The organism is Streptomyces sp. NBC_00704 (assembly GCF_036226605.1).
Taxonomy (GTDB): domain Bacteria; phylum Actinomycetota; class Actinomycetes; order Streptomycetales; family Streptomycetaceae; genus Streptomyces.
The window spans coordinates 7,688,855-7,703,922 of record NZ_CP109000.1; the positions used below are offsets into that span (position 1 = coordinate 7,688,855).

At 70.5% G+C, this 15,068-nt stretch carries 19 protein-coding genes; 8 read left to right on the top strand and 11 right to left on the bottom strand.

Annotation, left to right across the window (positions count from 1 at the left end):
• Positions 1 to 4: 4 nt before the first annotated feature.
• Positions 5 to 526 (bottom strand): nitroreductase family deazaflavin-dependent oxidoreductase, encoded by a 522-nt coding sequence (locus OG802_RS33345; RefSeq protein ID WP_329416561.1) that lies wholly within the window; start codon positions 524 to 526, stop codon positions 5 to 7.
• Between the two features lie 270 nt (positions 527 to 796).
• On the opposite strand from OG802_RS33345, the gene OG802_RS33350 reads away from it, so the two are divergent.
• Complete coding sequence (locus OG802_RS33350; RefSeq protein ID WP_329416562.1) at positions 797 to 1,333, top strand: MarR family winged helix-turn-helix transcriptional regulator; 537 nt, start codon at positions 797 to 799, stop codon at positions 1,331 to 1,333.
• Positions 1,334 to 1,390: 57 nt separating this feature from the next.
• On the opposite strand, the gene OG802_RS33355 is transcribed toward OG802_RS33350, so the two are convergent.
• Positions 1,391 to 1,636: a hypothetical protein gene (locus tag OG802_RS33355; RefSeq protein ID WP_329416563.1), complete on the bottom strand. Its 246-nt coding sequence runs from the start codon at positions 1,634 to 1,636 to the stop codon at positions 1,391 to 1,393.
• 259 nt (positions 1,637 to 1,895) lie between these two features.
• Here OG802_RS33355 and OG802_RS33360 point away from each other — a divergent pair, with 259 nt between their 5' ends.
• On the top strand, positions 1,896 to 2,333 hold the full coding sequence (locus OG802_RS33360; protein WP_329416564.1) for an STAS domain-containing protein: 438 nt from the start codon (positions 1,896 to 1,898) through the stop codon (positions 2,331 to 2,333).
• A gap of 160 nt (positions 2,334 to 2,493) precedes the next feature.
• The gene (locus OG802_RS33365; RefSeq protein WP_329416565.1) at positions 2,494 to 2,889 is read left to right on the top strand and encodes a hypothetical protein; all 396 of its coding nucleotides are present in this window, start codon (positions 2,494 to 2,496) and stop codon (positions 2,887 to 2,889) included.
• A gap of 60 nt (positions 2,890 to 2,949) precedes the next feature.
• On the opposite strand, the gene OG802_RS33370 is transcribed toward OG802_RS33365, so the two are convergent.
• The 5 genes from OG802_RS33370 to OG802_RS33390 form a co-directional block, all read right to left on the bottom strand.
• Entirely contained in the window at positions 2,950 to 4,503 is a 1,554-nt protein-coding gene (locus OG802_RS33370) for a PP2C family protein-serine/threonine phosphatase (protein WP_329416566.1), read from the bottom strand.
• 32 nt (positions 4,504 to 4,535) lie between these two features.
• Positions 4,536 to 5,066 carry a methanogen output domain 1-containing protein gene (locus tag OG802_RS33375; RefSeq protein ID WP_329416567.1) on the bottom strand — a complete coding sequence of 177 codons (531 nt, stop codon included), beginning with the start codon at positions 5,064 to 5,066 and terminating at the stop codon, positions 4,536 to 4,538.
• A gap of 425 nt (positions 5,067 to 5,491) precedes the next feature.
• Positions 5,492 to 6,073, bottom strand: coding sequence for a GNAT family N-acetyltransferase (locus tag OG802_RS33380; RefSeq protein ID WP_329416568.1), 582 nt, complete (start codon positions 6,071 to 6,073; stop codon positions 5,492 to 5,494).
• A gap of 89 nt (positions 6,074 to 6,162) precedes the next feature.
• Complete coding sequence (locus OG802_RS33385; RefSeq protein WP_329416569.1) at positions 6,163 to 6,576, bottom strand: contact-dependent growth inhibition system immunity protein; 414 nt, start codon at positions 6,574 to 6,576, stop codon at positions 6,163 to 6,165.
• A gap of 402 nt (positions 6,577 to 6,978) precedes the next feature.
• Positions 6,979 to 7,740 (bottom strand): isocitrate lyase/PEP mutase family protein, encoded by a 762-nt coding sequence (locus OG802_RS33390; protein WP_329416570.1) that lies wholly within the window; start codon positions 7,738 to 7,740, stop codon positions 6,979 to 6,981.
• A gap of 367 nt (positions 7,741 to 8,107) precedes the next feature.
• On the opposite strand from OG802_RS33390, the gene OG802_RS33395 reads away from it, so the two are divergent.
• Entirely contained in the window at positions 8,108 to 8,596 is a 489-nt protein-coding gene (locus OG802_RS33395) for a sensor histidine kinase (RefSeq protein WP_329416572.1), read from the top strand.
• Positions 8,597 to 8,721: 125 nt separating this feature from the next.
• On the opposite strand, the gene OG802_RS33400 is transcribed toward OG802_RS33395, so the two are convergent.
• The 3 genes from OG802_RS33400 to OG802_RS33410 form a co-directional block, all read right to left on the bottom strand.
• Complete coding sequence (locus tag OG802_RS33400) at positions 8,722 to 9,222, bottom strand: MarR family transcriptional regulator (protein ID WP_329416574.1); 501 nt, start codon at positions 9,220 to 9,222, stop codon at positions 8,722 to 8,724.
• The gene (locus OG802_RS33405) at positions 9,219 to 9,713 is read right to left on the bottom strand and encodes a MarR family winged helix-turn-helix transcriptional regulator (protein WP_329416575.1); all 495 of its coding nucleotides are present in this window, start codon (positions 9,711 to 9,713) and stop codon (positions 9,219 to 9,221) included. The genes OG802_RS33400 and OG802_RS33405 overlap by 4 nt, the downstream gene beginning before the upstream one ends.
• Before the next feature lie 256 nt (positions 9,714 to 9,969).
• Positions 9,970 to 10,656 carry a TetR/AcrR family transcriptional regulator gene (locus tag OG802_RS33410; RefSeq protein ID WP_329416576.1) on the bottom strand — a complete coding sequence of 229 codons (687 nt, stop codon included), beginning with the start codon at positions 10,654 to 10,656 and terminating at the stop codon, positions 9,970 to 9,972.
• Positions 10,657 to 10,764: 108 nt separating this feature from the next.
• On the opposite strand from OG802_RS33410, the gene OG802_RS33415 reads away from it, so the two are divergent.
• From OG802_RS33415 to OG802_RS33425, 3 genes are all read left to right on the top strand, one after another.
• Positions 10,765 to 11,898 carry an FAD-dependent oxidoreductase gene (locus OG802_RS33415; protein ID WP_329416577.1) on the top strand — a complete coding sequence of 378 codons (1,134 nt, stop codon included), beginning with the start codon at positions 10,765 to 10,767 and terminating at the stop codon, positions 11,896 to 11,898.
• Positions 11,899 to 12,065: 167 nt separating this feature from the next.
• Entirely contained in the window at positions 12,066 to 12,521 is a 456-nt protein-coding gene (locus OG802_RS33420; RefSeq protein WP_443055416.1) for a hypothetical protein, read from the top strand.
• A 312-nt stretch (positions 12,522 to 12,833) separates the two neighbouring features.
• Entirely contained in the window at positions 12,834 to 13,847 is a 1,014-nt protein-coding gene (locus tag OG802_RS33425) for an enoyl-CoA hydratase/isomerase family protein (RefSeq protein WP_329416578.1), read from the top strand.
• A 100-nt stretch (positions 13,848 to 13,947) separates the two neighbouring features.
• Here OG802_RS33425 and OG802_RS33430 read toward each other — a convergent pair whose 3' ends face one another.
• The gene (locus OG802_RS33430; RefSeq protein WP_329416579.1) at positions 13,948 to 14,394 is read right to left on the bottom strand and encodes a DUF1772 domain-containing protein; all 447 of its coding nucleotides are present in this window, start codon (positions 14,392 to 14,394) and stop codon (positions 13,948 to 13,950) included.
• A 91-nt stretch (positions 14,395 to 14,485) separates the two neighbouring features.
• Between OG802_RS33430 and OG802_RS33435 the strand changes: the two genes are divergently transcribed.
• On the top strand, positions 14,486 to 15,064 hold the full coding sequence (locus OG802_RS33435) for a TetR/AcrR family transcriptional regulator (protein WP_329416580.1): 579 nt from the start codon (positions 14,486 to 14,488) through the stop codon (positions 15,062 to 15,064).
• The last annotated feature ends 4 nt before the right edge of the window (positions 15,065 to 15,068 follow it).

The following is a 15,068-nucleotide window of genomic DNA, read 5'->3' on the forward strand; positions in this document are numbered from 1 at the left end:
GAGGTCAGGCTCGACCGGGGGCGCGCGTGCCGTGCGACCCGGTTGCTTCGAGTCGGACGAAGGGGATGGCCCGGCCCGCTTCGCGGAACGACGCGTCGCTGCCGTCCGAGGGCAGGCCCATGAGGGCGCAGAGGCGGCGGGCCGTGCGGGGATGCCGGGCGGCGTAGTCCGCCATGATCCGTGCGCCGTCGTCGGGGGAGAGGAAGCGTGCGTCGACGGCGTGGTACCGGTTGCCGATCTGGACGACGGTCTTCGGTCGCGCGCGCAGATTGCGGTACCAGTCCGAGCCGGGACCGAAGCCGGAGGCGACGGTCCAGCCGGAGGACTGGGTCTCGTGGGCGACGACTTCGAGGACCACGCGGCGGTCGAGGCCCGTGCTGCGCCCGACATGGTGCAGGAGGAGGAACCGCTTGCCCAGGACCGGCCCGAGACCGGCGCGAAAGAGGAGCAGCGGTGCGCGTGCGGCCCACCGCTTCCAGCCGGTGGGGAGTCGGGTTCGGGTGCCGTGGGTCTCTCTGCGGGGCATCGTCGCCTTCCAGGAGTCTCGTCGCGGATGCTCGGGATACCGGGGCTGCCGGAAGTCCCGGACGGTGTCGAGTGCCGGAACTGTCGGAGGCACAGGCACAGGTGCGTGGTCACCTCGCCGAAAGCCCCAGGCACGAACGCTCCTTCACCCCTAAAACATTGCATAGCCTAAATGTGGAGACGCAGGACGTGAAGGGGGCGTGGCTCGAGAAGGGAAAGTCCGTTCGCAATGCGGGCGTGAGCAGGTGCTTCGGCACGGTACAAAGGATCCATGCCGCAGCACGAGAGCCCCGTGGGGGTCATGGACGATGTCGACGAGGTCACCCGGGCGGTGCTGACCGCGTCCCGGTTGTTGGTGGCCGTCTCCGCCCGCTCGCTCGCCGAGGTCGAGGAGAGGGTGACCCTCGCGCAGTTCCGGATGCTCGTCGTGCTCTCCAGTCGCGGCGCGACCAAACTGGTGGCCCTGGCCGACCTGCTCCAGGTGGCCCCGTCGACGGCCATGCGCATGGTGGACCGGCTCATCGCCGCCGGACTCGCCGACCGCCGGACCAACCCCGGAAACCGCCGCGAGACCCTGCTTCAGCTGACCGACGACGGGCGGCGCACCGTCGCGGAGGTCACCGCCCGGCGGCGCGAGGAGATCGCCGGGATCGTCGCACGGCTCAGGCCGACGCAGCGGCTGGCGCTCGTCGAGGCCCTGGGGGCCTTCAACGAGGCGGGAGGGGAGCCGCCGGCGCCCGCCGCGGACGATCCGGAACCGCATCCGCTCGGCTGGCGGACCGACGTGCCCGCGGCCCGCGAGGCCTGAGCCTCCGCCGGTCGACGCGCCAGTCGGCGGCGGGCCCAGTCTGCACCGGCCTGTCGGTCACCTCTCGTACAAGTGCGCCGAAGCCACCCGTCCCGGCCGCATGATGCGCACCTTGTGCCTCTCGCAGGACGGGCACTGCGGTGACTGCAACGGGGACGGCACGTGTTCGCCGTCGAGCCGGTAGGCGGCGGTGAGCCCCGCCCGCTCGTCCATGGACACGTCGATGTCGTACGTGGCTTCCCAGCCGTGCCCGCAGTCGAGGCAGACGAACGAGTATGCGCGCCGGACGTGATGCGTGGGCATGGCTGCCTCCCGGTGAGCGGTCGGTTCGCTGTGTCGTCCCGATCTATTTTTGCACAGTGCAAGATAGGACGGCAGGCCCGGAATCGCTCTGCGATGACGTTTGTGCCGGTGCCGGTGCTCCGATTCGTCGGCCTTTCCGCCCCTCCCTTGCGGGTCTGCCGGTCTGCCGGTCTCGCGCTTTCTCCAGGTCGCGAGCGGTTGATGCGAGTCTTTGCCCTATGCAAAGATGACGGTGCCTCCGAGCTGTCCAGGGAAGCCGATGTCACTGTCCCAGCCCACTCCGCGAGACGACGCGAATGCCCATGCCGAAGTGGTGGGCGGCGATGACCCGAGCCGGCTGCGCGAGCCCTCCGAGACGGCCGTGCCGTCGCGCCTTTCCGTCCGCAGGGAGGACGGAGGGCGTCTTCCGCCGCGACTGGTACTCCACTTCGCGGGAGATCTCGACGTCGACACCGCGTTCGCCCTGCGGGAGAACCTGACCGTACTCGCGGCGCACGCCACCGGAGGCGTGCTGGTGCTGAATCTGTCAGGCATCACGTTCTGCGACACCGCGGGGCTCTACACCCTGCTGGCCATTCGGCAGACCCTGCCCGTGGCGGGCGTCGACGTGTCCTTGACCCAGGCCAGCGCGGTGCTCCGGGCCGCTGCCGACCGCGCCGGTCTGACCGGGCAGCTGGCATTCAGGGACGTTTCCTGAACACGGCCCCCGACCCTCGCCGGCCGGCCGGAAGCGGCAAGCAGTCCTCGATCGTGCCCTCGATCCCGCCCTCGAACTCGCGCCGAACTTGCCCTGGGACAAGGCGGGAGCGGTCCGTCCACGGGTTCCGCCGGCCGCGTGGATGCTGCATGATCGAGCGGTGCTGATCCGGTTGCAACGAGTCGTGCGGTACCCCGGAACCCCGTTGCTGGCCGCTGTCCGGACCTCGTTCGGTCACATCGCGGTCCGCTGGTGCGGAGACCGGGCCGCGGAGCCCGGCGAGTACGACGTCGAGTGGGCGATCGACGAGGTCATCGTCTGGGGGCGCAATGCCAGGCCTGCCGCCGGAGTCGGTCCTGGGCTGCGAACCGGCGGCCACTGCGTGGTCCTGCGAGGACGACTGGGCCTGACCGAGGACGGTGTCGCGCTGCTGGATCTCGACGGCACGAACATCCCGTTGAACCCTGCCGACCCGCCGCCCGCGGATGCCGTCGGCACGTGGGTCGAGCTTTTCGTCGACCGCCACGAGGTGAGTCTCCGCCCCCGCGTGCCCTGATCAGTATTCGCCCCCCCCTTCTCACTGCGACGAGTGGGTGTCCGAGAGGGCCGGGGCAGGTCAGGCCGGTGAGGCCGGTGAGGGGAAGCGGACGGCGAGCAGGGCGCGGTCGTCGGGGAAGGCCGCCTCGGGCTGGTGGTGCAGGAAGCGGTCGCAGAGTTCGGCGATATCGAGACCGGAGGTGGTGCGGGCGCACGCAGTGAGCCGTTCTATTCCCAGGGCGAGGTCCTCGCGGCGGCGCTCGATCAGACCGTCGGTGTACAGCAACAGCGTGTCGTCCGTGCTCACGGTGGTGGCGGCCCGCGGGTAGGTGACGTCGCGGACAGGTCCGAGCGGAGGCGCGATGGTGTCGTCGAGGTAGGCGCTGGCGCCGTCGGCGTGGATGAGCAGCGGCGGCGGATGGCCGGCTCTGGAGTAGGTCAGGGTCCGGGTGCGGCGGTCGAAGACCAGGTAGCAGGCGGTGGCCATCCGGTTCGGGTGGTAGCGGCCCAGAAAGGTGTTGAGTTCGTCGAGCACCGCGGCCGGGTCGGTGCCGCGGCGCGGGACGATGTTGCGCAGAGCGGCGGTGATCTGTGCCATGACGGTCGCTTCGTGCAGACCATGGCCCGCGACGTCGCCGATGCTCAGGCCGATGTGATCGTCGTCCACGTCGTAGACGTCGTACCAGTCACCGCCGACCGAGAGCAGGTCGCTCCCGGGGGCGTAGCAGGTGGCCGTCTTCAGACCGGGCAGGTGTGGCAGGCGTGGCAGCAGGCTGAGTTGGAGGCGTTCGGCGACCCGGTGCTCGTGCTCGTGGAGTCCGGCCCGGCGCAGGGCCTGGGCGATCTGCTGGGCCACGGCCGTCACGTGCTCGGAAGTCGTGGAGTCGTGCGAGCCGTAGACGATCAGCATGCCCAGGTGAACGCCGTCCGCCTCCAGCGACAACGCGGACGGCACCGCCTCGGCGGCCTCCGTCGGGAGGGAGCCGTGCGAGGCGGCGGGGCGGTCCAGGTCCGTCCAGCCCTCCGCGTCAGCGGCGAGAGCGCTGTCCTCCGGTTGCAGGGGCGGTACCAGTCGCGCCGCATGCAGATAGAGCTCGGCCGCGGTGGCTCCCAGGGCGGCCGGCGCCACCTCCCCGACGACGCGGGACACCTCCGCGAGAGTGACCGCACCTGCCAGGGCGGCGGTCAGCTCGTACAGATGCTGCAACTGGGCCCGGGCGGCCTGCTCGGCGGCCAGCAACCGCGCCCGGTCCACTTCGGTGACCCGACGGAAGGCCACCTCCCGGTTCAGCGCCTCCACCTGCTCACTGAGCACGACGAACCGGTCGGACGCCCCGGCCTCGACCAGATGCAGCTGTGCCGCCGGCTCCGGGCCGTCCCACCATGTGGCGCGCGCCCCGTGGCAGCGGAAACGCCGCATGCGGCCGTCGGCGTCCTTGAGGACGAGCGCGCCGGGCACCGAGCTGCCGCTGCGCAGCCACACAGCCAGCTGCCGACGCAGCCACGCCGTGTCCTCGGGCCGCAGGTCGAACAGGCTGGCGCCCGGACGCAGCCGGTCGTCACAGCGACCGGCCGCCGGATTGACGGCCAGCACGCGGCCGTCGGCCCCGCACAGCAGCACCGGGTGAGGCATCGGTCTGGTGATGGCCCGGAAGAGGCCAAGACTCATGGAGCCACAGCCGGATCGCCGAAGTACTCACGACCGCTCAGTGTCTCCGCGGCCACGTCGGGGACCAGGTGCACGACCACGCGGCAGCCCGCGTCGCCGCGCGCGATGGTCTCCTCCAACTCGACCCGGGCATAGCCCAGGTTGCGGGCGGCGACGGTGCCGAAGACATTGGACGTCATCATGCACATCGACTCCCGGCCCACCACCTTCTCCGCGAACGGACACACCCGGTTGCCCAGCACGATCTTCTTCTCGTCGTGCTCGATCACGTAGAAGTCCCCGTTGATCCGGCGCTTGAGATCCACGAGCGCCTCGGCGACCTGCTCGCCGGTGAGCCGGTCCACCGCCAGGGCCTTGAGGTACATCTCGTCGATCTGCGTGCCGACGGCCTGCCCGACCAGGCTGACGTAGCCGGACGCCTCCTCCAGCCCGATCACCGATTCCAGCGACGTCGCCAGCTCACGCACCAAGGTCCGCAGGAACACATCACGGTTCAGCGCAATCTCCACTTCCGCAACCTGTCCCATGCCGACTCCCTCATCCTCGCCCACGGCGGCAGCGCGACCGCAGCGGCCTCACTTCCTGCGACGGGATCTGATTCTGCCAGCGTTCTCCCGCTCGCCACCACCGGCCCGGTCAATGATCTGACGAACGAACTGCGCAGGGTCCGCCGGCCCTCCGATCGAGGCGACGGGTTCTCCGAACGGCCGCGACACATACCGCCAGCCGGCCGCCCCGAAGACCTGCCGGGTCCGTCGCGACGGAGCGGGTCCCGAACACCTCGGTGAGACCATCATCCTTGGCTACCTGGCATGCCGGGCGGCGGCGAGGGCGCGCACGCTCGCCCACAAGTTCCGTCAGGAGACCGGGATATCCCCGATGCAGCGGCGCGGCGAGTAGCGCCTACGCTGCGTTCGCCGACTGCTGGAACGCACGATGCACTGCTTGATGTTCACGGGTGGGGAGACGCGGGACCAGCCCTGAACGAGTGCAGATCGGCCGCAGCGAGGGTTTGCTCCGCTGCATACAACTCGAAGGTACTCACGCGCTGGAAGCCGAGACGGGCGGCGAGTTTGAGGGAACGCTCGTTGGCCGTCTGTGTCACCACCAGGACCGGCTGGTCCGGCAGTTCGTCCGCGGCGATCCGCAACGCAGCCGTGGCGGCCTCGAACGCCAGCCCCGCTCCCCAACTTTCCCGTCGGAGGATGTAGGACAACTCCAGCTCCTCGTCATCTCCGCTGACGTGCCCGGGAAGGGCGGCGGAGCGGCGATCGAGCACGAGTGTCCCGATGAGCAGGTCGGTTTCCTTGTCCGCGATGACGTAGGTTCCGGGCTTGCCGGCTACAGCGCCGATGCCGTTCGTGTCGAAGTACTGCTCGACGACGGCACGGGGCCGCGGGCCGCCCAGGTGGGCGCGGATCTGCGCATCAATCTGCAGCTCGATGAGGCCGTCGACGTCGGCGTCGAGTGCTTTTCGCAGCCGGAGACGAGCCGTGCTGATCTCCATGGCCGACAGCGTGGGCAATGAGTTCATGAGGTGATTGTTCCGGCTCGTGCCGCGAAGCGGCCGGGACCGCATCGCACTTCCTCGTTCGGCCGCCACCCTCGTAAAGGATGTGGCCACTACGGCCGCGCGCACTCCCGTCCGGCCAGGAATGTCTCGGTCTGCCGCGTCAGGAACTGTGGCAGGTCGCTCAGCTCCGAGACGATCATGCTCAGATCCCGGCCGAGTTCGGGCCACTCGTTCCAGACGGCTGGCCTCCGGGTCACGACGGCGGACAACAGATCGCCTTCGTACAGGTGGCCCGCAGCCATCGGATCGTCGCGCAGCACCTCCAGCGCACACGGCAGGAGAAACCTCAGTCCCACGTTCTGCCCGATCAGCAGACGCATGTCCTCAACGGTCAGTTCGCCGATCGGGTGACCCCTCAGGGAATGCACCTTCACCACGAGGGGACTTGCATCGGCGGGCGGGGCCGACCAGAAGTCCCGTTCAAGCTCTTCCAAGGAGCGTGCGCGGTCCACGAGTCGAGTCACCGATCGATCGTCCCACACCGAAGCTCTCACCCGCGGTCTCATAGGCGTGGCCGCCACTTCTCGCGAGCTTGTCACCCACAGACCGTCCGGCGATGACCGGCCCGTACGTGGCCGTGCTGCTGCGGGTGGCTCGGCCCACTCCGTCCGGAGTACCGGCCCAACAAGCCGAGTTACACGCCGGCCTGTTGGGTCGTGCGGGCGGGAGGAGAGCCGCAGTCGAACGACGCCAATGAACGGCGGACGTCCCCCGAGCCGCCAGCGCTCCGCGGCGACGGGAGACGGCCGCTCTCAGGACAGACGGCCACTCTCCGGACGGATACCGGCGAGCCGCGGGGGAAGCCGGATCGGGCCGGACGGGACCCTGCTACCCGGTTGCGGCGCCCTCGGCCGCCCTCGAACCGATCAGGGCGCCCACGGCCCGAGCATGCCCTTCATCGTGTCGCTCAGGGCGAGTTGCAGCAGCGGGCCGTAGGTGATGCGGCCGACGCCGAGACGGCGGAAGCGCTCGAGATCGTGCTTGACGGGGTGGGCCGTGGAGTTCACGGGAACGGAGACGGCGCCGGTCACCGCGGTCAGCAGGTCGTCGTTGTCCTGGATTCCCACCGGGTAGACGCTGTCGGCGCCCGCCTGCTCCAGGGCCCGCAGCCGCTCGATCGCCTCGTCGAGGACGGTCGAGGCGTCATCGGCGTGCAGGAAGAGGTCGGTGCGCCCGTTGATCCAGACGGGGATCCCGGCGTCGTCGGCCGCCGCGCGCAGGCCGGCGATGTAGCTCGCGTGTTCCTTGGTGGTGCGCAAGCGTCCGCCGTCCGAGTGGACGGTGTCCTCGACGTTGAGGCCGACGCCGCCGACCTCGGTGAGTCCGGCGATGAGGTCCGCGGGTTCCTGTCCGTAGCCGGACTCCAGGTCGACGGAGACGGGAACGTCGACCGCCGCGATGATGGGCCTGACGGCGGCGAGGACCTCCTCGAAGGTCTGCCCCTCGTGGTCCTCGGCTCCACGGGAGTCGGCGAGCGGATGACTGCCGATGGTGAGCGCGGGGAATCCGGCGCCCGCGGCCGTCCGAGCGGACCAGACGTCCCACACGGTCGGCAGTACGAGCGGCTTGTACTTGGCGTGCAGCTGCTTGATTCGTTGAGCGCGCTCAACGGTCGTCCGAATGTCCATGGCGAGGACGCTACCCCCGAGGGACCGGGCACCAACCGTTACCGGCCGGGAGTCAGGACGTGGATCGCGGGCCGGGTCCGCTACGTCCGTCCGTGTCACCCGCCCGTGTCACCCGTCCGGCGGACTCGCCGCGCGGGAGGCGAAGGGCGCTCAGAGCGTCGGGCGCGGGCGCACGAGACTCGCCCCAGCGCTTGGGAGAAGCCGATGACGGAGGAATCGGACGACTCGATGGAGGAATTCGACATCACGGCTCAACGCGAGTCCTAATTCCGCGAAGCGCACGCGCCGGCCGCGTGCCCTGAATGCCATTCAGCGCAGTGAACGGCTGATCGCCGCGCTGCTCGCCCTGGCGAAGGGCGAGAGCGGTGTGCTCCTTCCCTCGGCGGTCGATCTGGCCGAAGAGGCTCGGACGGCGATCACCGATGCGCTGACGGAGGCGCGGGAGGCCGAAGTGACCGTAGACGCGCAACTGAACGCCGCCCCGGTGTGGGGTGACTCATCCCTCCTCGGGCAGCTTGTGGGAAACCTGGTGACCAACGCCGTCCGTCACAACAGGCCGAACGGCTCGGTGCACATCGCCACGAGGACTGCCGGCGAGGGCGGCGCGTTCGTCGAGGTGGCCAACACCGGCCCTGACGTCCGGGAATCCGATCTGCCCACGCTGTGCGAACCCTTCCAGCGCGGCAGTGGACGCCGTAAGGGGGCGGGCCTCGGGCTGTCCGTGGTCCGCGCGGTCACCGCCACGCACCAGGGAAAAATGATCATCCGGGTCAATCCGTCCGGCGGCCTCACCGTACGGGTGGAGTTCCCGGCAGCGCACGCGGCGGGCCCCGGACATGGTGCCGGAGACCCGTAACCCTCGCGCTCCTTCACGGGGAGACAGCGTCAGCGCGCGGTCACGGCCACGGCCACGCTCACCGCTCCGAATGTGCTGCGGCAGTGATGTGGCTGTGGCTGTGGCACGGACTGCGCGGGCGACGGTCAGGCGGTCAGCGCCGCAAGCTCCGCGTCGGCGCGCTCGGTGACCAGGGCGAGGACGCGGCCGGCCGCGGCCAGATCTCCGGCCGGGATCGCGCCCCAGATGTGGTCCGAGACAGGGGCCGTCTCGGCTTGGACGGCCGCCAGCAGTTCGCGCCCCGCGTCCGTTGCGCGAAGGCGCGCACCGTCCTCGACGAGCAGGTGTCCGGTCAGGAGCTCGTCGACAGTGGCGTGGACGGCGGCCGGGTCGGCCTTGAGGGAGTTCCGGACCTGGGCGACGAGTTCGTCCCGTGTCTGCGGGGTCTCGGCGGTGACCGCTGCGCGCAGGGCGATCTGCCGCTGGAACGTCATGCCGTGCCGCGCCAGGACGTGTTCCAGGACCGCGCGGGCGGCGTAGTGGGCCAGGCCGAGAGCCCGCGCGTTGGCGACGGGTGCGGAAGCGGTCGCCGCCGCGGTGGCGGACTCCGACGCGGTGGAAATTGTCGTGGGAGACGCTGTGGTCATGGTGTTGTCCCCTGAGGTGTCGGGTCGTTCGGTACGGACGGTGCGAGGGGCGCTTCGAGCAGGTTCGTCAGCTCGTCGGTGAGCGTGCGCGTCCGTGGGGCGTCGGGGCCGCCGAGTGGTTCCAGCAACCGCTGATGCAGTTCCTGGACCACCGCGATGGCCTGTCGTGTGACGTCCTGGCCCTTCTCGGTGAGGGCGAGCTGCATGGCGCGCGGGTCACGGGGATCACGGGCGCGCTCGACCAGGCCGGCCGATTCCAGGGCGCGTGCCAGCTTCGACACGTACAGAGCCTCCAGACCGGTGTGCTCGGCGAGCCGGCGCTGGCTGGGCCGCTCACCGGCGCGCTGCATGCCGTGCAGTGACGCGACGAGCGAGTACTGGGCGTGGGTGAGGCCCAGTGGGGCCACGGCGCGATCGACCGCGACACGCCACTTGTTGGCGAGCCGCCACACCAGGAAGCCGGGCGTGGGACCCGGTGAGCCGTTGTTCATGAATTTAGATTACATGGCTACTATGTCCATGGCTACTGTTTCGGGGCCGTGTGCGTCGCGCATCCGGCTGCTCGCCGAACGCAGGGGACGCGCCCGCATCCGCAGCGAGACAGCCATCCGCTGGGGCGGACGCCCCCTCGCACCAGCGGTCCGAAACCTGAACAAACCCTTGTGAACCCTGAACAGATCCACGTGAACCCTGAACAAGCCCATGCCGAACACCGTGAGCCTCCGGCGGACCTGTCCGGTCGGAGCGCTAACGGAGGGCTGAGATCCCGGCGAGGAAGATGTCGACTCCGACGAGGAACTGCTCGCGGTCGTCGTGCTCGCCCAGTCGGGTCGCCGCCGCGTGCACGAAGGGGTACCGGGCGGGATCGACCTGTGCCCATTGCTCGGCGGCGTCGTCCAGGAAGGCCTCCCGGTCCGTGTCGCCGTCCGTGCGCAGCCGCGCGTTGGCGGCGTTCTGCGCGGCGACGCCCAGGACGTAGTTCACGAGCGCGCCGGCCGCGTCGAAGCGCGCCGCGTGGGGAACGTCGAGGGCGTCCAGCAGCCTGCCGACGCTCTCGTAGAAGTCGAGGAGCGCGGGTCGCCAGGGCCGGCGGGAGAGTTCCGCCCCGACCCACGGGTGGGCGTCGATCGCGTCGAACAGGCCGAGGGCGAGGCGGCGCAGAGCGGTGCGAGGGTCCGCGTCGGCGACCGTGCCGGCCAGCACGCCGGTGATGACCTCGTCGGCGGCCGTGGCGAGCAGATCGCTCTTGTCCGCGACATGGTGGTAGATCGCCCCGTAGCCGGTGCTCAGCCGCACGGTGAGGGCGCGCAGCGTCAACGCCTTCTCGCCGCCGCTGTCCAGGAGCTCGATCGCACTCCGGATGATCAGCTCTCTCGACAGGCTGTCCGTCCGCCGCGGAGCCCGCCCGGTCCCTGTCGCCGCTCTCTTCGCCATGACTCCAGCATCCCATGGATGGAGCGTCGATCCAATCACGTGTTAGCTTCATTGGAGTGACGATCCACAATCGGCGCGCCATCCCCTTATGGCGTCAGGGAGGAAACCATGACGACACCTGTCACGATCATCGGAGCAGGGCTGGGCGGCCTCACGCTGGCCCGGGTGCTGCACGTGCACGGCATCCCGGCCACGGTCTACGAGGCGGAGCCCGCACCGGACGCCCGCCGCCAGGGCGGCCTGCTCGACCTGCACCCCCACAGCGGACAGGCCGCTCTGGAGGCGGCCGGCCTGACCGAGGAGTTCCGCAAGCGGATCCTGCCGGGGCGCGAGGCATACCGCGTCATGGACCAGGCGGCGAACGTGCTGCTCGACCTGCCCGATACCGGAACCGGCGAACGCCCGGAGATCCCGCGCGGCGCACTGCGGCAGACGCTGCTCGACTCCCTGCCCGCCCGGACCGTCCGCTGGGGGCGCAAGGTCACCGGCGTACAGACCCTCGCCGGCGGCCGCCACCAGGTGCGCTTCGCCGACCAGGCCACCGTCGTCACGGACCTGCTCATCGGCGCCGACGGCGCCTGGTCGCGCGTGCGACCGCTGCTCTCCGACGCCGCTCCGCGGTACGTCGGCCTGTGCAGCGTGGAGACGTTCCTCTTCGACGCGGCGACCCGCCACCCCGCCTCCGCGGAGGCGGTCGGAGCCGGCTCACTGTTCGCGCTCGCACCGGGCAAGGGACTGCTGGCCCACCGGGAAGGCGGTGGAACCCTGCACACCTACGCGCAGCTCGCGAAGCCCCAGGACTGGTTCACCGGCCTGGACGCCACCGACGCCGCAGCCCTGACCGCACGCATAGCGGCGGAATTCAACGGCTGGGCCCCCCAGCTCACCGCCCTCGTCGCCGACAGCGACACCACGCCGGTCGTGCGGCCCGTCTTCACCCTGCCCGCCGGACACCGCTGGGACCGCACACGGGGAGTGACCCTGCTCGGCGACGCCGCCCACCTCCGCGAGCCGAACGGCGAAGGAGCCAACCTCGCCATGCAGGACGGCGCACACCTCGGCCGGGCCATCGCCGCGCACCCCGACGACGTGGAGGCCGCCCTCGCCGAGCACGAGCGCGCCATGTTCGCCCGGGCCGCCGACGTGGAGGCCGACGACGACGGCTTCTACACGATCATGATCGACGACCATGCACCGCACGGCGTGCTCGCCCTGATGACGGGTGCCGCACACGGCGGCTGACCCTCACCTCCACGCGCCCCGCGACAAGCGTCCGACGCGGGTTCCCGCCCCGGACCGACAAGGCCGCCCTCATGAGCAAAACCTCCTCGGAATGTGAATGTGCTCCACACAGCCGAGCGGGCAACCGAGCCCGGTATGGGCAGCCGGTCGCGGGGGACTCTTCCGCCATGAACGGCATGAACGCCACGAACGGCATCGATCACAGCGGGCCCGATCGGGATCACCGGCGGCCCGAGGGGGTCAGCGACGAGACGGTCGAAGCGCTGGGAGCCTTCTCCAAGGCCCTGGAAATGACCGAACGCGCGCGCGGACATCTCTACGAGTTCCACCAGCTGACCGGAAGCGCGGATCTGGAACTCGACCGGGCCGCCGCCCTCCTGAGGAAAGCCGGACACCCGCAATGGGCGGACCGCGTCGAGGCGGACATCATCGGACGAAACGTGATTCCGGGGCACTGGACCTTCCAGATCATCGAGGAGTACAACCGCACGTACTACGAGCCCTTCAAGGCGGCGGAACGCCAGGCGTTGGAGGAACTGGCGGACGGACGCGATCACCTCTACGAGGCGGAGATGAAGGAGGCCCGGCGCACGGCAGGGCATCCCGACCACACCGCTCGGTAGCGCCGACTCCCCGTGGGGGCCGTCTGACCCTCCCGTGCCCTCCGGGGCGCGGCTCCCGCGCTCTCGGAGCCCCGCCCCGGCCCGGATCGGCCGTGCTCCGCCCCGACGGCCGAGCGCGCCGGCTCAGCGCGCCGGCTCGGCGCGTCGGAGCCGCGGCAACCCGCACGGTTCCTCCACGGCCGGCTCATGAAGGCGCTCCGCGCTCCGGGGTCTGCGCGCCGTGCCTTCCGGCCCCGTGCCATGATCTTGAGACGTCGGCCACGGACGTGACGGCGACGACAGCCAGGCCTGCGGACGAGGAGACGACGACCGATGACCGATTCCGACGCCGTCGAGATCCTCGCGGACGTCCACCGGGGCGTCGGCCGCATCCTTGTGAACCGGCCCAAGGCGCTCAACGCCCTGACGACGGACATGGTCGTCGCCCTCGACCAGGTGCTCGCCGAGTGGGAACGCACCCCGCTGACCGCCGTGGTGCTCGCGAGCACCAGCGCGAAGGCCTTCTGCGCCGGCGGAGACATCCGCACGATCCGCGAACACAGTCTCGCCGGGGATGCCGAGGCCGCCGAGCGGTTCTTCGCCTCCGAGTACCGGCTCAACGCCCGGATCGCCGAATATCCCGTGCCGTTCGTGTCGCTCATCGACGGTCTGTGCATGGGCGGCGGACTCGGGCTGTCCGTCCACGGCAGCTTCCGCGTCGTCACCGAGCGGGCCGTGCTGGCGATGCCCGAGACCGGGATCGGATTCTTCCCGGACGTCGGGGCCAGCTACTTCCTGCCGCGGCTGCCCGGCGCGATCGGCATGTACCTGGGACTCACCGGGAGCCGGCTCGACGCGGCCGACGCCCTCTACACGGGGCTCGGCACGCACTTCGTCCCCGCCGACGGGCTCGACGCGGTCGGGGATGCCCTGGCCGACGCCCCCGGCCAACCGGTCGATGTGGTCCTGAACCGCCTCGCCGGCCGTTCCCCGGTGGGGGAGAGCAGGCTGGCCGCCGTACGCGGGGACCTGGACCGGGCGTTCGGCGCGCCGACCCTCGGTGAGATCGATGCACGTCTGCGCCGCCTGGGTACCGCCTGGGCGACCACCGCCCTCGCCGCCCTCGAATCCGCCTCGCCGCAGAGCCTGGAGATCACGCACGCCCTGCTGGCCCGGGGCAGACAGCGCACGTTGCGCGAGTGCCTCGACGCCGAACTCGCCCTCACGCGGACGACCATTCGCACGCCGGACTTCCTGGATGGCGTCCGTGCGGCCCTGGTCGACAAGGACCGCACTCCCGTCTGGCAACGTGCCGCGCTCGCCGGACGGACGCGGTCGTCGTCCTGAGCAGCCTCGCGCCGCCTTTCCCGGCGAGCGCCACCGGCGCCAGGGTCCGGCGCCCGGCGGTGCCCCGCCTCCAGCGGGATGCCCCCGGCAAGGACCGATGTCAGGTGAGGGCGGTGACCAGAAGGGTGAAGGCGCCGATGAGGACGGCGACGCGGACGTAGTGCCAGCGCTCCCAGCGGTTGAGCTGCTCTTTCCAGTCCGCGGGCCGGTTCTCGGGCGTCCATGTCTTGTTGCGGTTGTTGATCGGGACGAGCAGCAGTATCGACATCACCACGCTGAGGAGCAGCAGCGCGGCGGAGCCCACGACCAGGCCGGCGCCGTCGTGGTGCCGCCCGGCGATGGCCCAGACCGACGCGAGGGCGAGCGAGCCGATGTACCAGACCGGCATGACGGCGCCCAGCATCCGGCCGCCGTGGGCCTTGCCGAGCTGGCCGGCGTCCTCGGGGAGTGCGTTGAAGATCGGGGCCATGACGAAGGCGACGGCGAACTCCACCCCCACCATCACGCCGACGGCCACGGTGGTGAACACCTCGAGTGCGATGAGCATGACGGTCTCCCTTGGTTTCTAGCGTTGCTAGCTGTGGAGATGACGCTAGTACTACTGCCGCTCCTTTGTCTAGCGGTGCTAGGATCGAATCATGTCGGTAAAGGAACGCAAGGAGCGCGAGCGGGCGGCCCGCGAGAGCCTCATCGTGGCCACGGCCCGTGAACTCGCGGAGCAGCAGGGCTGGGACGCGGTCACCACGCGACGGCTCGCCGAGCGCATCGAGTACAGCCAGCCCGTCCTCTACAGCCACTTCCGCGGCAAGCGCGAGATCATCGGCGCCGTCGCTCTCCAGGGCGCCGCCGAGCTCGCCGTCGCGCTGCGGGCCGCGACCTCCGCCGCGAACGGACCCCGCGCCCGGGTCACCGCCCTGGCTCGCGGTTACCTCGACTTCGCCGAGCGCAACCCGGCGGTCTACGACGCCCTCTTCCAGCTCGACGGCGGCCTGGCGTACGCCCAAGAGGACACCCCGGAACCGCTCAAGGACGCCTTCGCCGCGCTGCTGGAGTGCCTCGGCGAGGTCGCCGGGGACGGTGTCCACCCAGGGGTGTTCACCGAGGTGTTCTGGGCGTCGCTGCACGGAATCGTGACCCTGACCCGAGCGGGGCGTCTGCCGCCGGAGCTCGCCGCGCAGCGGGTGGACCTGCTGGTGGACCGCCTCGCCGTGCTCTGAAGCG

Excerpts from the sequence above, each read along its gene's own strand:
- OG802_RS33435 (WP_329416580.1), top strand. The coding sequence starts at position 14,486 with ATGTCGGTAAAGGAACGCAAGGAGCGCGAGCGGGCGGCCCGCGAGAGC.
- OG802_RS33375 (WP_329416567.1), bottom strand. The coding sequence starts at position 5,066 with ATGGGACAGGTTGCGGAAGTGGAGATTGCGCTGAACCGTGATGTGTTC.
- OG802_RS33345 (WP_329416561.1), bottom strand. The coding sequence starts at position 526 with ATGCCCCGCAGAGAGACCCACGGCACCCGAACCCGACTCCCCACCGGC.
- OG802_RS33360 (WP_329416564.1), top strand. The coding sequence starts at position 1,896 with ATGTCACTGTCCCAGCCCACTCCGCGAGACGACGCGAATGCCCATGCC.
- OG802_RS33350 (WP_329416562.1), top strand. The coding sequence starts at position 797 with ATGCCGCAGCACGAGAGCCCCGTGGGGGTCATGGACGATGTCGACGAG.
- OG802_RS33425 (WP_329416578.1), top strand. The coding sequence starts at position 12,834 with ATGACCGATTCCGACGCCGTCGAGATCCTCGCGGACGTCCACCGGGGC.
- OG802_RS33420 (WP_443055416.1), top strand. The coding sequence starts at position 12,066 with ATGAACGGCATGAACGCCACGAACGGCATCGATCACAGCGGGCCCGAT.
- OG802_RS33415 (WP_329416577.1), top strand. The coding sequence starts at position 10,765 with ATGACGACACCTGTCACGATCATCGGAGCAGGGCTGGGCGGCCTCACG.
- OG802_RS33400 (WP_329416574.1), bottom strand. The coding sequence starts at position 9,222 with ATGACCACAGCGTCTCCCACGACAATTTCCACCGCGTCGGAGTCCGCC.
- OG802_RS33390 (WP_329416570.1), bottom strand. The coding sequence starts at position 7,740 with ATGGACATTCGGACGACCGTTGAGCGCGCTCAACGAATCAAGCAGCTG.
- OG802_RS33410 (WP_329416576.1), bottom strand. The coding sequence starts at position 10,656 with ATGGCGAAGAGAGCGGCGACAGGGACCGGGCGGGCTCCGCGGCGGACG.
- OG802_RS33370 (WP_329416566.1), bottom strand. The coding sequence starts at position 4,503 with ATGCCTCACCCGGTGCTGCTGTGCGGGGCCGACGGCCGCGTGCTGGCC.
- OG802_RS33355 (WP_329416563.1), bottom strand. The coding sequence starts at position 1,636 with ATGCCCACGCATCACGTCCGGCGCGCATACTCGTTCGTCTGCCTCGAC.
- OG802_RS33430 (WP_329416579.1), bottom strand. The coding sequence starts at position 14,394 with ATGCTCATCGCACTCGAGGTGTTCACCACCGTGGCCGTCGGCGTGATG.
- OG802_RS33380 (WP_329416568.1), bottom strand. The coding sequence starts at position 6,073 with ATGAACTCATTGCCCACGCTGTCGGCCATGGAGATCAGCACGGCTCGT.
- OG802_RS33405 (WP_329416575.1), bottom strand. The coding sequence starts at position 9,713 with ATGAACAACGGCTCACCGGGTCCCACGCCCGGCTTCCTGGTGTGGCGG.